The following is an 11,778-nucleotide window of genomic DNA, read 5'->3' on the forward strand; positions in this document are numbered from 1 at the left end:
GAGACTCCCGCCGAGGGGTGGCCCGGGTCGTCGTACAGCCAGCGGCACTTGCCGTACCTCCCGGGGAGTAGACCGGGCCGGTGCGACTGCTCTCGCTTCTGTACCTACTAGTATGTATAGTACGGCCATGAGCACCCCCGAGCGTCTGATCGAGGCCACCCGGGAGCTGCTGTGGGACCGGGGCTACGTCGGCGCCAGCCCCAAGGCGATCCAGCAGCGGTCGGGCGCGGGCCAGGGCAGTATGTACCACCACTTCACGGGCAAACCGGACCTGGCGCTCGCCGCCATCCGGCGCACCGCCGACGAGCTGCGCGCGAGCGCCGAGGCCTCCTTCGGGGGCGGGGGCACCGCGTACGAACGGATCCGCGGCTATCTGCTGCGCCAGCGCGACGCGCTGCGCGGCTGCCCGGTGGGGCGGCTGACCATGGACCCGGACGTGATCGCCAGCGACGCGCTGCGCGCGCCCGTCACCGAGACGGTCGACTGGCTGCGCGGGGAGCTCGCCCGGATCGTCCAGGAGGGCCTGGACGCGGGCGAGTTCAGCGCTCCCCTGGTGCCCGAGGAGATCGCGGCGACGGTGGTCGCGACCGTCCAGGGCGGCTACGTCCTGGCCCGTGCGTCCGGCTCGCCCGCCGCCTTCGACGCGGGCGTCCGCGGCCTGCTCGCCCTGCTCGCGCCCCGCACCCCCTGACCACCACCACGAGTCGAGGAACATCCATGCACGTCACCCGTCAGCGTCCCGCCACTGCGCGGGGCCCGGCCGAGCACTTCACCGGCACGGTCTGGCTGGACGAGATCGCCACGCCCCCGTCGCCGTCCCGACTGCGGATGGTCAGCGTCCACTTCACCCCCGGCGCCCATACGGCCTGGCACCGCCACCCGCACGGCCAGGTCCTGCACGTGACCGAGGGCGAGGGCCTGGTGCAGCGCAGGGGCGGTCCCGTCGAGCCGATCCGGGCGGGCGACACCGTCTGGATCGAGCCGGACGAATGGCACTGGCACGGCGCCGGACCGGACACGTTCATGACCCATCTCGCGGTCGTCGAGGCCGCCCAGGACGGCACCGCCGTCGACTGGGACCGCCATGTCGCCGCCGACGCCTACCCGTCGTCCACTTCCTGAGGAGTACGCCGTGCACGCCCTGCAGTACGAGATCCCCCTGCCCGCCGACTACGACATGGACATCATCCGCACCCGCGTCGCCACCCGCGGCCATCTCCTCGACGACTTCCCCGGCCTCGGCCTCAAGGCGTATCTGATCCGCGAGCGTGGCGCGGGCTCGCCGGTGAACGCCTATGCGCCCTTCTACCTCTGGAACACGCCCGAGGGCATGAACTCCTTCCTCTGGGGCGCGGGCTTCCAGGGCATCGTGGACGACTTCGGCCGCCCGGAGGTCCAGCACTGGATGGGGCTCTCCTACGAGGAGGGGACGGCGGCCGGGGCCGTGCCGGTCGCCGCGACGCGCGAGCGCCTGGCGGTGCCGGAGGGTGTGCGGCCCGCCGACTTCGTGGCCGAGCAGCTGGCGCGGGCGGCAGGTCCCGGGACGGTGGCGAGCACGCTGGCCGTCGACCCCCGCCGCTGGGAGCTGCTGCGCTTCACGCTCTGGGAGCAGGAGGCCCCGCAGGCGCCCGGCGACCGGTTCCGGGTGCTGCACCTGTCGGCGCCGGAGCGCGGCGAGCTGACCCGGGGACGGCACTGGTGACCGGGGCGCCCGTGGTCCGTACCGTGCTCGGCGATGTGCCCGCCGACCGGCTCGGCGTCGTGGACGCCCACGACCACCTCTTCATCCGCAGCCCGCTGCTGCCGGGCCAGGAGCTCGACGACACCGGGGCGGCGGCCGCCCGGCTCCACGCCTTCCACGACCTCGGCGGCGGCACGGTGGTGCAGTGGACGCCGTACGGCATGGGCCGCCGGGCGGACCAACTGGCCGCGCTGTCAAGGGAGTCGGGCGTCCAGGTGGTGGCCGCCACCGGTCTGCACCAGGCGGCCCACTACCCGCCCGAACTGCTCGACTCCGTACGCGACTCGCTCGCCGAGCTGTTCGTGCGCGAGATCACCGAGGGCATCGAGGAGGGCGGCGGTGTCCGGGCCGGGCTGATCAAGGTCGCGGGCGGCTTCCACGGGCTCGACGCGCACGCGCGGCTGACGATGCGCGCGGCAGCCGAGGCCCATCGCCGTACGGGCGCGGCCGTCGCGGTGCACCTGGAGCTCGGGACCGGTGCCCTCGACGTGCTCGACCTGCTCTGCGGGGAGCTCGGGGTCGCGCCGGACCGGATGATCCTCGGCCACCTCAACCGCTCCCCCGACGCCACCGTCCACCTCCAGGCCGCCGCGGCGGGCGCCTATCTGGGCTTCGACGGGCCGTCCCGGGCCAACCACGCCACGGACTGGCGGATGCCCCAGGCGCTGAAGGCGCTCGCGGACGCCGGGTTCGCGGACCGGCTGCTGCTCGGCGGCGACACGGTGACCCCGGACACGCCGGGCATGCCCTATCTGCTGCGCCGGGTGCGGCCCGGGCTCGAACTCGCCCTGGGCGAGGAGCTGGTGGAGCGGATCCTGGCGGCCAATCCGCAGGGGGCGTTCGCGCTGCGGCGTTAGCCTCCCCCCGGGCGTGGCCGCCGTCAGCCCAGCGCCGCCAGCGGGTCGTCGAGCACCGGCTGCCACGCCAACTCGGCCGCGCCGACCAGGCTGTTGTGGTCGAGCGAGCAGGCGAGGATCGGCACGCCGCCGCTGCGCCCCCACAGGCTGCGGTCGGCGACGACGGCCCGCAGCCGGTCGGGGTCCGCCTCCAGCAGGGCCTTGTGCAGTCCGCCGAGGATGATCCGGTCGGGGTTGAGGATGTTGACGAGCCCGGCGAGGCCCAGCCCCAGGCGGTCGATGAGCTCCTCGGCGGCCCCGCTCACGGCCACGTCCTCGTACTCCGTGCGCAGCAGTTCGCGGGACTGCTCCAGGAGCGAGACCTCGGGGCCCGGGTCGCGGCCCGCCGCCGTCAGGAAGGCGAGCGGGTCGGTCTCCACGTCGAGGCAGCCCCGGCCGCCGCAGTAGCAGGGGCGGCCCTCGGGGCTGACGGTGAGGTGGCCGACCTCCAGGGCGAGGCCCGAACTCCCGGTGTGCAGACGGCCGTCGAGGACGAGCGCGCCGCCGACGCCCCGGTGGCCGGTGGCCACGCAGAGCAGGTGCTGCGCGCCGCGCCCGGCGCCGTGGCGGTGCTCGGCGAGGGCCGCGAGGTTGACGTCGTTGCCGGTGAAGGCGGGACCCTCGATGCCCGCGGCCCGTACCCGCTCGGCGAAGATCTCGCGCACCGGGGCGCCCGCGGGCCAGGCCAGGTGCAGCGGGTTCAGCGCGGTGCCGTCCGGCTCGGCGACGGCCGAGGGCACGGCCAGGCCCGCGCCGACGCAGCGCAGGCCGCTGCCGCGCAGCAGTTCGGCGCCCGCGTCGACAACCTCGCCGAGGACCTGGGCCGGGTCGGCGGAGACGGTGACGCAGCCGGGCGCGGTCGCGACCGTACGGCCGCCGAGGCCCACCAGTGCGGCGCGGAATCCGTCGGCGTGCACCTGGGCGGCGAGGGCGACCGGGCCCGAGTCGTTGACCGCGAGGCGGTGCGAGGGGCGGCCCTGGGAACCGGCGGCGGCGCCGGGGCGGGAGTCGACCTGGATGAGGCCGAGCGCTTCGAGTTCGGCGGCGACCGCTCCGGCCGTGGCCCGGGTGACGCCCAGCTCGGCGGTGAGGACGGCGCGGGTGGGCGCGCGGCCCGTGTGGACCAGTTCGAGCGCGGGGCCGAGTGCCCCACGGCCCCTGTCCAGCCTCGTCTTGGTGTGCGTCGCCTTGCCGTTCATGGGGGCGAGTCTCCCATGATCCAGGACGGAGGCATTCCCTCCGCCGGCGGCCGGCGTTCACTCGCCGCTCACCCACCGGTCGCCGCGCGCTCCTGCGACCGTGGCCTCGACGGCTTGTCGGCGAGGGCCGCCGCCCCCTATCCTGAGTTTGTGCCGCTACTAAACAAAGTACGGACGGCCCTGCCGGCGGGACCCGGCGCGCACACCACCGCGCCCTCCCTGCTCCGCCTCCGCACCGCTCTGACCGTGTTCTTCGCCCTCGACGGATTCCTCTTCGCCGGCTGGGTGGTCCGCATCCCGGCCATCAAGCAGCAGACCGGCGCCTCGGCCGGTGACCTCGGCCTCGCCCTGCTCGGCGTCTCGGCGGGCGCCGTGGTGACGATGGTGCTCACCGGCCGGCTCTGCCGGCGCTTCGGCAGCCACCCCGTGACCGTGGCCTGCGGCGCCCTGATGGCGCTGGCCATCGCCCTGCCGGCGCAGACGCGTTCGGCGCTCGCGCTGGGAGCGGTCCTACTGGTCTTCGGCGCCGCGTACGGCGGCATCAACGTGGCCATGAACAGCGCGGCCGTCGATCTGGTCGCGGCCCTGCGGCGCCCGGTGATGCCCAGCTTCCACGCCGCGTTCAGCCTCGGCGGCATGCTCGGCGCGGGCGTCGGCGCGCTGGTGGCGGGCGGCCTCTCCCCCACCGCGCACCTGCTCGCGCTGACCGGGTTCGGCCTGCTGGTGACCGCCTTCGCGGGTCCGGTCCTGCTCCGCCACCCCGCCCCTGCGCACACGGCGACCCCGCACGCCCAGGGGCGGCGCCCGGACGGCCGGGCCCGGCGCCTGGTGCTGCTGTTCGGCGTGATCGCGCTGTGCACGGCGTACGGGGAAGGGGCCATGGCCGACTGGGGCGCGCTCCACCTGGAGCAGGACCTCGACGCGGCGCCCGGCGTCGCGGCCATCGGCTACTCCCTGTTCGCCCTGGCCATGACGGCGGGTCGGCTCAGTGGCACCTTCCTGCTCGAACGCCTGGGCCAGACCCGCGCGCTGGTCGCGGGCGGCACGACGGCCACGGCCGGGATGCTGCTCGGCGCGCTCGCGCCGACGGTGTGGCTCGCGCTCGCCGGTTTCGCGGTGATGGGCCTGGGCCTCGCCAACATCTTCCCGGTCGCGGTGGCCCGCGCGGGCGCGCTGGCCGGACCCGGCGGGGTCGCCGCCGCGTCGACCCTCGGCTACGGCGGCATGCTCCTCGGCCCGCCCGCGATCGGCTTCCTGGCCCAGTGGTCCTCGCTGCCCGTCGCCCTGACGACGGTGGCCGCGCTGTCGGCGGCGGCGGCCGTGATCGCGTACGGGTCGCGGCGGGCGACGGCGGGGGTGTAAGGGGCGGGAGAGGTCGGGGGCGTGAGCACACATCGCCTGCTCGCAGGGCGAATGCCGGGGTGCCCACGCGCGCGTGAATGCGCGTCCATGGACAGGATCACCACCCCGCCCGCCCCGCTGGCAGAATCCCGACATGGACACCGCTGAACTCATCAACGCCCTCGACCGCGAGGGCCGGTTGCTGGCCGGGGCCGCCGACGCGGCGGGCCCCGACGCCGCCGTGCCGACCTGCCCCGGCTGGCAGGTGCGGGATCTGCTGCGGCACACCGGGACGGTGCACCGCTGGGCGACCGCCTACCTCACCGAGGGCCACACCGCCTTCCACCCCAGCGGCGAGGAGCCCGATCTCGACGGCGACGAGCTGCTCGACTGGTTCCGCGAGGGCCACCGCGCGCTCGTCGACGCGCTGACCGGCACGCCGAAGGACCTGGAGTGCTGGCACTTCCTGCCCGCGGCATCCCCGCCGGCGTTCTGGGCCCGCCGCCAGGCGCACGAGACGGCGGTCCACCGGGTGGACGCCGAGTCGGCCCGGGGCGGCGACCTCACCGCGCCGGAGCCGGAGTTCGCCGCCGACGGCATCGACGAGCTGCTCCGCGGCTTCCACGCCCGGGAGAAGAGCCGGGTGCGGACACGGACGCCGCGCACCCTTCGCGTACGGGCGACGGACACCGACGCGGTGTGGACCGTGCACCTGTCGGACGGGGTGCCGCGCACGGTCCGGGACGACGACGGGCCCGCGGACTGCGAGCTGAGCGGCACCGCGCACGAGCTGTATCTGACGCTGTGGAACCGACGGCCGCTCTCGTCCGTTGCCCTTGCGGGCGACGCGTCGCTCGCCGAGCTGTGGCGGGCGAACTCGGCCATCACCTGGGGGTAGCCGCCCAGGAGCACGAACCAGACGTTACGAGGGCCGGTCCGCCAGCATCCGGGAGAGCACCGCGCGTTGCAGCGGTCGCACCTGGGTGTGGAGCGCCCGGCCCTTGTCCGTGATCACGACCCGGACGCCCCGCCGGTCCTCGCTGCACATCCCGCGGTGGACCAGGTCCTCCTTCTCCAGCCTGCCGATCAGACGGGAGAGGGCGCTCTGGCTCAGATGGACCCGCGAGGCGAGCTCCTGGACGCGGTACGCCGCGCCGCCGTCCTCCGCACGGCCCTCCACGAGCACGTCGAGCACCTCGAAGTCGCTCGCTCCGATGCCGTACTGGTGCAGCTCGCGATCGAGCTCGCACGTCGTGCGCGCGTGCACCGCGAGGATGCCGCGCCACTCGTCCACGAGCATGCGCTCGGACTTCTTGGCCGCCATGTCCGCACGTTAGCAGAGAAGTCGCTCTTTGTTGCACCGTAATTAAATGCACTTGCACTCGATGCATGTGCATGTAGTCTGCTCCGCATGACCTCTCCGCTCAACGTCCCGTCCAGCCAAGAGCGTTGGAGCCCCCGGCTGTGGGGCACCCTGCTGGTGCTCTGCGCCGCGATGTTCCTCGACGCCCTCGACGTCTCCATGGTCGGCGTCGCCCTGCCCTCGATCGCGAGCGATCTGAACCTCACCACCTCGACGCTCCAGTGGATCGTCAGCGGCTACATCCTGGGCTACGGCGGCCTGCTGCTCCTCGGCGGCCGCGCGGCCGACCTGATGGGCCGCCGCCAGGTGTTCCTCATCGCGCTCGGCGTCTTCGCGCTGGCCTCGCTGCTCGGCGGACTCGTCGACTCCGGGCCGCTGCTGATCGCCAGCCGCTTCATCAAGGGCCTGAGCGCCGCGTTCACCGCGCCCGCCGGCCTCTCGATCATCACCACGACCTTCAAGGAGGGTCCGCAGCGCAACCGGGCGCTCTCCATCTACACCACCTGCGCCGCCACCGGCTTCTCCATGGGCCTGGTCCTGTCCGGTCTGCTCACCGAGCTCAGCTGGCGCTGGACCATGCTGCTCCCGGCGCCGGTCGCCCTGATCGCCCTGGTCGCGGGCCTCAAGCTCATCCCGCACAGCGACCGCCCCGAGGGCAAGCGCCACTACGACGTGCCCGGCGCCATCACCGGCACCGGCTCGATGCTGCTCCTCGTCTACACCGTCGTCCAGGCGCCCGAGGTCGGCTGGGCCTCCGCCCGTACGCTGCTGTCCTTCCTCGCCGTCGCGGTCCTGCTCACCGTGTTCGTCCGGATCGAGCAGCGCACCGCGAGCCCGCTGATCCGGCTCGGCGTGCTGCGCTCCGGCGTCCAGGTCCGCACCCAGCTGGGCGCCGCCGCCTTCTTCGGCTCGTACGTCGGCTTCCAGTTCATGGTCACGCAGTACATGCAGTCGGTGCTCGACTGGACCGCGCTCCAGACCGCCCTGGCGTTCCTGCCCGCCGGTGTGCTCGTCGCCCTGTCCTCCGCGATGATCGGCCCGGTCGTCGACCGCTTCGGCACCCCGCGCATCCTCGCCGCCGGCTTCGCGGCCCTGGTCCTCGCGTACGCCCTGTTCCTGCGCATCAGCCTCACCCCGCAGTACGCCGCGGTCATCCTGCCGTCGATGCTGCTGCTCGGCGCGGCCTGCGCGCTGGTCTTCCCCTCGCTCAACATCCAGGCCACCACCGGCGTGGACGACAGCGAGCAGGGCATGGTCTCGGGTCTGCTCAACACCTCGATCCAGGTGGGCGGCGCGATCTTCCTGGCCGTGGTGACGGCCGTGATCACCGCGGGCGACCGGGGCGACTCCCCGCAGGACCTGCTCGACAGTTTCCGGCCGGGTCTGATCGTGGTGACGGGCATCGCGCTCGCCGGTCTCCTCATCACCCTGACCGGGCTGCGCACCAAGGCCGACCGGCAGACGCTGGTCGTCGCGGGGTCGGCCCAGGAAGCGGCCGCACCGGAGCCCGCGAAGGTCGCCGTCCGCGACTGACGCCGCCACGGGGGAGGGTGCGGCCGACGGGTGCTCCTTGCCCGTCGGCCGCATCTGCACGGAGACTGCTCCCATGGGCAACCGAAGCCAGGGCGAACGCGACGCCCTCACCGTCGAGATCATGTACGCCGTGGTGACCGCGTCGCTGGCAGCCCTGCTCGCCTTCGGCGCGGTCGCCGGGCCCGTCTTCCTCTTCGAACTGCGCCATCCCGCCCGGGGCCTGCTGCTCCTGGCCGGGTCGGCCGCCGCCGTGCTCGCCTTCGTCAGCCGGACCGTGCACGTCCTGTGGCGCTTCTCGTACGCGGGCGACGAAGGCCGCCGTCAGCCGAGCCAGCCGGGCCGCACCAGCCCCGACTCATAGGCCAGCACCACCAGTTGGGCCCGGTCGCGGGCCCCGAGCTTGACCATGGTGCGGCTGACGTGGGTCTTGGCGGTGAGCGGGCTGACAACCAGGCGGCGCGCGATCTCCTCGTTGGAGAGCCCGATCCCGACCAGGGCCATCACCTCCCGCTCCCGCTCGGTCAGCTCGCCCAGACTCTCCGCCGTGGCCGGCTCCTTGGAGCGGGCGGCGAACTCGGCGATCAGCCGCCGGGTCACCCCGGGCGAGAGCAGCGCGTCCCCGTCCACCACGGCCCGTACCGCCCGCAGCAGTTCGTCCGGCTCGGTGTCCTTGACCAGGAACCCGGAGGCCCCGGCGCGGATCGCCTCGAAGACGTACTCGTCCAGCTCGAAGGTGGTCAGCATCACCACCTTCACGCCGTCCAGCTCGCCGTCGCCGGTGATCCGGCGGGTGGCGGCGAGCCCGTCGAGGTGCGGCATGCGGATGTCCATCAGGACGACGTCCGGCCGCAGTTCGCGCACCAGGCGCACCGCCTCCTCGCCGTCGGCGGCCTCGCCCGTCACCTCGATGTCCGGCTGGGCGTCGAGCAGCGCCCGGAAACCGGCCCGGACGAGCAGCTGGTCGTCGGCGAGCAGTACGCGGATCACGGGGTCTCCCTCGGTGCGGCGGGTGCGGTGCGGGTGAGCGGGAGCCGGGCGACCACCCGGAAGCCGCCGTCGGGGCGCGGGCCCGCCTCGATGGTGCCACCGAGCGCGGCGGCCCGCTCCCGCATGCCGATCAGGCCGTTCCCACTGCCGCCCGCGTCCCCGGGACCGGCCGGTCCGTCGTCGTCCACGCGCAGTTCGAGCACGTCCGGCGCGTAGGCGAGCAGCACGCGCGCGGTACGGGAGCCGGAGTGGCGCACCACGTTGGTGAGCGCCTCCTGGACGATGCGGAAGGCGGCGAGATCGGCCCCGGGCGGCAGCGCCCGGGGCGAGCCGGTCGTCGCCGTCTCGACGGTGAGCCCGGCCGCCGCGGCCTGTTCGACGAGCTCGGGCAGCCGGTCCAGGCCCGGCGCGGGCGAGCGGGGCGCGTCGCCCGGGGCGCGCAGGGTGTCGAGCACCTGGCGCACCTCGCCCAGCGCCTCCTTGCTGGCGGACTTGATGGTGCTCAGCGCGGTACGCGCCTGCTCCGGGTCGGAGTCGAGCAGCGCGAGGCCCACGCCCGCCTGGACGTTGATGACCGAGATGCTGTGCGCCAGTACGTCGTGCAGCTCGCGCGCGATCCGCAGCCGCTCCTCGTCGGCGCGCCGCCGCGCGGCGGCGGCCCGCTCGGCCCCCGCCCTGGCCCACTGCTCCCGGCGTACGCGGGTGAGCTCGGCGATCGCCACGATGGCCAGCACCCAGGCGGCGACGGCCAGTTCCTGCCCCCAGGGCGCGGCCCGGTCGCCGCTCGGGGGCAGCCAGCGGTAGAGCCAGTGGGCGATGAGCACATGGCCGAGCCAGAGCATCCCGACCGCCGACCAGGCGGCCCGGCGGTGTCCGGCGACGATCGCGGCGAAGCAGCCGACGGCCACCGCGAGGAAGATCGGCCCGTACGGGTATCCGGCGCCGAGGTAGACCATGGCCGCGCCCGCCGAGCCGAACACGGCGAGCACCGGGTGGCGGCGGCGCAGCAGCAGCACCGCGCAGCTCGCGACGAGCAGCAGCCGGGCGAAGACGTCGAGGGACGCGCGCTCGGTCTGGTTGTGCCCGGCGAACGTGGAGCCGCCCACCACGACCGCGGTCAGCACCAGGGTGGACGCCCACGGCAACCGCGAGCGAACCCGGGGGCCCACGCCGTTCCCGCCCTGGACCCACGTCCGCGCCTAGGGCGGGAACGGCGGCGGCCCCTGCCGTGCCCAGGGGGGACCGTCGCCGCGGGCGGGGCGCGCCGAGTGCTGCTCTTCCATACCGGCCACGCTAGCCCCGGGCACGGCGCCCGGGCGTCAGCCCGGCGTGGTGATCACGCCTACTCCCCGGGGAGTACCAGACCCACCGACGCGGCCAGCCCCGCGGCCGCGTGCGCGAAGAAGGCGTCCCGCTCCTCGACGACGCGGTGGAACTGGCCGAACAGCTCGAACGAGATCAGCCCGAAGAGCTGCGCCCACGCGGCGACCAGCGCGGGCCCGACCGCGGGCGGCAGCCCGGGCGCGAACTCGGCGGCCATCCGCTCGGCCTCCCCCCGCAGCTGAGGGGCGAGCCGGGGGACGGCGATCCCCCGGGCCTGGTGCGCGTCGCGGACGATCCCGATGAGCACGAGCCCGACGCGCGAGGCGGGGCCGACGGTGGCTTCGGGCGCGGTGTAGCCGGGCACGGGCGAGCCGTAGATCAGCGCGTACTCGTGCGGGTGGGCCAGCGCCCAGGTCCGTACGGCCGCGCAGACGGCGACCCAGCGCTCGGCGGGCGCGTCGGCGGGGGCGGCCTGGGCGAGTGCGCGCTCGGCGGCCTCGCCGACGGCGTCGTAGGCGTCCACGATCAGCGCGGTGAGCAGGTCGTCGCGGCTCGGGAAGTAGCGGTAGAGGGCGGAGGAGACCATGCCGAGCTCGCGGGCGACGGCGCGCAGCGACAGTTTCGCGGCACCTTCGGCGGCGAGCTGCTTCCTCGCCTCGTCCTTGATGGCCGCGGTGATCTCGGTACGCGCGCGGGCTCGGGCGCCCTGAACGGTGCTCATGGGGCCATTCTGCCACTATCGAGAGCGGCGCCCCGGAATGAGAGCACTGATCCGGCCAGTGAGCTCCGAATAAATTCGAGAGCACTGCTCTTGCTTTGGAGCACCGGTTCCGTGCACACTGCTCTTAAGCGAGAGCAGTGCTCTCGAAGTCGAAGTCAGCATCCACAGGGGAGTCCCGATGTCGTCGCAGCCGTACTACCTCCAGGGCAGCCGCTTCACCGTCAAGATGAACAGCGTCATCGGCTGGCTGGCCCGCCACGGCCTCAGCCTGGCCGGCACCGCCGAGCTCTCGGTGCGCGGCCGCAAGAGCGGCAAGATGCAGCGCGTGCCGGTCAACCCGCACACGTACGAGGGCGCGCAGTACCTCATCTCGGCCCGCGGGCACTCGCAGTGGGTGCGCAACATGCGGGCGGCGGGCGGCGGCGAGCTGTGGGTCGGCCGCAAGGTCCGCGCCTTCACGGTCGCGGAGGTCCCGGACAGCGAGAAGACCGCCGTCCTGCGCACCTACCTGGAGCGCTGGGGGTGGGAGGTCAACCAGTACTTCAAGGGCGTCACCGCGAAGTCGAGCGACGACGAGCTGCTCGCCGCCGCGCCCGACCACCCGGTCTTCCGCATCACCGTCGACGCCTGACGCGGGCCCGGCCTCCCGGGCCCGCGTCCGGACCTCCCGTCAG

Annotated in this window: 14 protein-coding genes; 9 read left to right on the forward strand and 5 right to left on the reverse strand. The window is 74.1% G+C overall.

Features of this window, described 5'->3' with window-relative positions:
• The first annotated feature begins 112 nt into the window (after nucleotides 1–112).
• From IE252_RS22465 to IE252_RS22480, 4 genes are read left to right on the forward strand one after another with little or no spacing between them, the layout of a single operon-like run.
• Nucleotides 113–691 carry a TetR/AcrR family transcriptional regulator gene (locus tag IE252_RS22465; protein ID WP_190091244.1) on the forward strand — a complete coding sequence of 193 codons (579 nt, stop codon included), beginning with the start codon at nucleotides 113–115 and terminating at the stop codon, nucleotides 689–691.
• A gap of 26 nt (nucleotides 692–717) precedes the next feature.
• Complete coding sequence (locus IE252_RS22470; RefSeq protein ID WP_190091245.1) at nucleotides 718–1,122, forward strand: (R)-mandelonitrile lyase; 405 nt, start codon at nucleotides 718–720, stop codon at nucleotides 1,120–1,122.
• Between the two features lie 10 nt (nucleotides 1,123–1,132).
• A complete protein-coding gene (locus IE252_RS22475; RefSeq protein WP_190091246.1) occupies nucleotides 1,133–1,702 on the forward strand; it encodes a DUF4865 family protein in 570 nt (189 codons plus the stop codon).
• Nucleotides 1,696–2,598, forward strand: coding sequence for a phosphotriesterase family protein (locus IE252_RS22480; RefSeq protein WP_190091419.1), 903 nt, complete (start codon nucleotides 1,696–1,698; stop codon nucleotides 2,596–2,598). Before IE252_RS22475 ends, IE252_RS22480 begins: the two co-directional genes overlap by 7 nt.
• Before the next feature lie 23 nt (nucleotides 2,599–2,621).
• On the opposite strand, the gene IE252_RS22485 is transcribed toward IE252_RS22480, so the two are convergent.
• On the reverse strand, nucleotides 2,622–3,836 hold the full coding sequence (locus tag IE252_RS22485; protein WP_190091247.1) for an ROK family protein: 1,215 nt from the start codon (nucleotides 3,834–3,836) through the stop codon (nucleotides 2,622–2,624).
• Between the two features lie 150 nt (nucleotides 3,837–3,986).
• On the opposite strand from IE252_RS22485, the gene IE252_RS22490 reads away from it, so the two are divergent.
• On the forward strand, nucleotides 3,987–5,198 hold the full coding sequence (locus tag IE252_RS22490; RefSeq protein ID WP_190091248.1) for an MFS transporter: 1,212 nt from the start codon (nucleotides 3,987–3,989) through the stop codon (nucleotides 5,196–5,198).
• 133 nt (nucleotides 5,199–5,331) lie between these two features.
• Nucleotides 5,332–6,075 (forward strand): maleylpyruvate isomerase family mycothiol-dependent enzyme, encoded by a 744-nt coding sequence (locus IE252_RS22495; protein WP_190091249.1) that lies wholly within the window; start codon nucleotides 5,332–5,334, stop codon nucleotides 6,073–6,075.
• A gap of 24 nt (nucleotides 6,076–6,099) precedes the next feature.
• On the opposite strand, the gene IE252_RS22500 is transcribed toward IE252_RS22495, so the two are convergent.
• Entirely contained in the window at nucleotides 6,100–6,501 is a 402-nt protein-coding gene (locus tag IE252_RS22500; protein WP_190091250.1) for a MarR family winged helix-turn-helix transcriptional regulator, read from the reverse strand.
• 87 nt (nucleotides 6,502–6,588) lie between these two features.
• Between IE252_RS22500 and IE252_RS22505 the strand changes: the two genes are divergently transcribed.
• Entirely contained in the window at nucleotides 6,589–8,073 is a 1,485-nt protein-coding gene (locus tag IE252_RS22505) for an MFS transporter (RefSeq protein ID WP_190091251.1), read from the forward strand.
• Nucleotides 8,074–8,146: 73 nt separating this feature from the next.
• Nucleotides 8,147–8,434 carry a DUF6332 family protein gene (locus IE252_RS22510; RefSeq protein ID WP_190091252.1) on the forward strand — a complete coding sequence of 96 codons (288 nt, stop codon included), beginning with the start codon at nucleotides 8,147–8,149 and terminating at the stop codon, nucleotides 8,432–8,434.
• On the opposite strand, the gene IE252_RS22515 is transcribed toward IE252_RS22510, so the two are convergent.
• The 3 genes from IE252_RS22515 to IE252_RS22525 all read right to left on the reverse strand — a co-directional run bounded on the left by IE252_RS22515 (nucleotide 8,395) and on the right by IE252_RS22525 (nucleotide 11,104).
• Entirely contained in the window at nucleotides 8,395–9,060 is a 666-nt protein-coding gene (locus IE252_RS22515) for a response regulator transcription factor (protein WP_190091253.1), read from the reverse strand. The genes IE252_RS22510 and IE252_RS22515 overlap by 40 nt on opposite strands.
• A complete protein-coding gene (locus tag IE252_RS22520) occupies nucleotides 9,057–10,229 on the reverse strand; it encodes a sensor histidine kinase (protein WP_229848728.1) in 1,173 nt (390 codons plus the stop codon). Before IE252_RS22520 ends, IE252_RS22515 begins: the two co-directional genes overlap by 4 nt.
• Nucleotides 10,230–10,402: 173 nt before the next feature.
• Nucleotides 10,403–11,104, reverse strand: a complete 702-nt coding sequence (locus tag IE252_RS22525; RefSeq protein ID WP_190091254.1) for a TetR/AcrR family transcriptional regulator — start codon at nucleotides 11,102–11,104, stop codon at nucleotides 10,403–10,405.
• Between the two features lie 178 nt (nucleotides 11,105–11,282).
• Between IE252_RS22525 and IE252_RS22530 the strand changes: the two genes are divergently transcribed.
• Entirely contained in the window at nucleotides 11,283–11,735 is a 453-nt protein-coding gene (locus IE252_RS22530) for a nitroreductase family deazaflavin-dependent oxidoreductase (protein ID WP_190091255.1), read from the forward strand.
• Nucleotides 11,736–11,778 lie beyond the last annotated feature (43 nt).

The organism is Streptomyces melanogenes, assembly GCF_014649795.1.
Lineage (GTDB): Bacteria > Actinomycetota > Actinomycetes > Streptomycetales > Streptomycetaceae > Streptomyces > Streptomyces noboritoensis.

What these genes read in the sequence shown, in the direction of transcription:
- IE252_RS22530 (WP_190091255.1), top strand. Translation starts at nt 11,283, where the DNA reads ATGTCGTCGCAGCCGTACTACCTCCAGGGCAGCCGCTTCACCGTCAAG.
- IE252_RS22485 (WP_190091247.1), bottom strand. Translation starts at nt 3,836, where the DNA reads ATGAACGGCAAGGCGACGCACACCAAGACGAGGCTGGACAGGGGCCGT.
- IE252_RS22505 (WP_190091251.1), top strand. Translation starts at nt 6,589, where the DNA reads ATGACCTCTCCGCTCAACGTCCCGTCCAGCCAAGAGCGTTGGAGCCCC.
- IE252_RS22495 (WP_190091249.1), top strand. Translation starts at nt 5,332, where the DNA reads ATGGACACCGCTGAACTCATCAACGCCCTCGACCGCGAGGGCCGGTTG.
- IE252_RS22510 (WP_190091252.1), top strand. Translation starts at nt 8,147, where the DNA reads ATGGGCAACCGAAGCCAGGGCGAACGCGACGCCCTCACCGTCGAGATC.
- IE252_RS22525 (WP_190091254.1), bottom strand. Translation starts at nt 11,104, where the DNA reads ATGAGCACCGTTCAGGGCGCCCGAGCCCGCGCGCGTACCGAGATCACC.
- IE252_RS22470 (WP_190091245.1), top strand. Translation starts at nt 718, where the DNA reads ATGCACGTCACCCGTCAGCGTCCCGCCACTGCGCGGGGCCCGGCCGAG.
- IE252_RS22500 (WP_190091250.1), bottom strand. Translation starts at nt 6,501, where the DNA reads ATGGCGGCCAAGAAGTCCGAGCGCATGCTCGTGGACGAGTGGCGCGGC.
- IE252_RS22465 (WP_190091244.1), top strand. Translation starts at nt 113, where the DNA reads ATGTATAGTACGGCCATGAGCACCCCCGAGCGTCTGATCGAGGCCACC.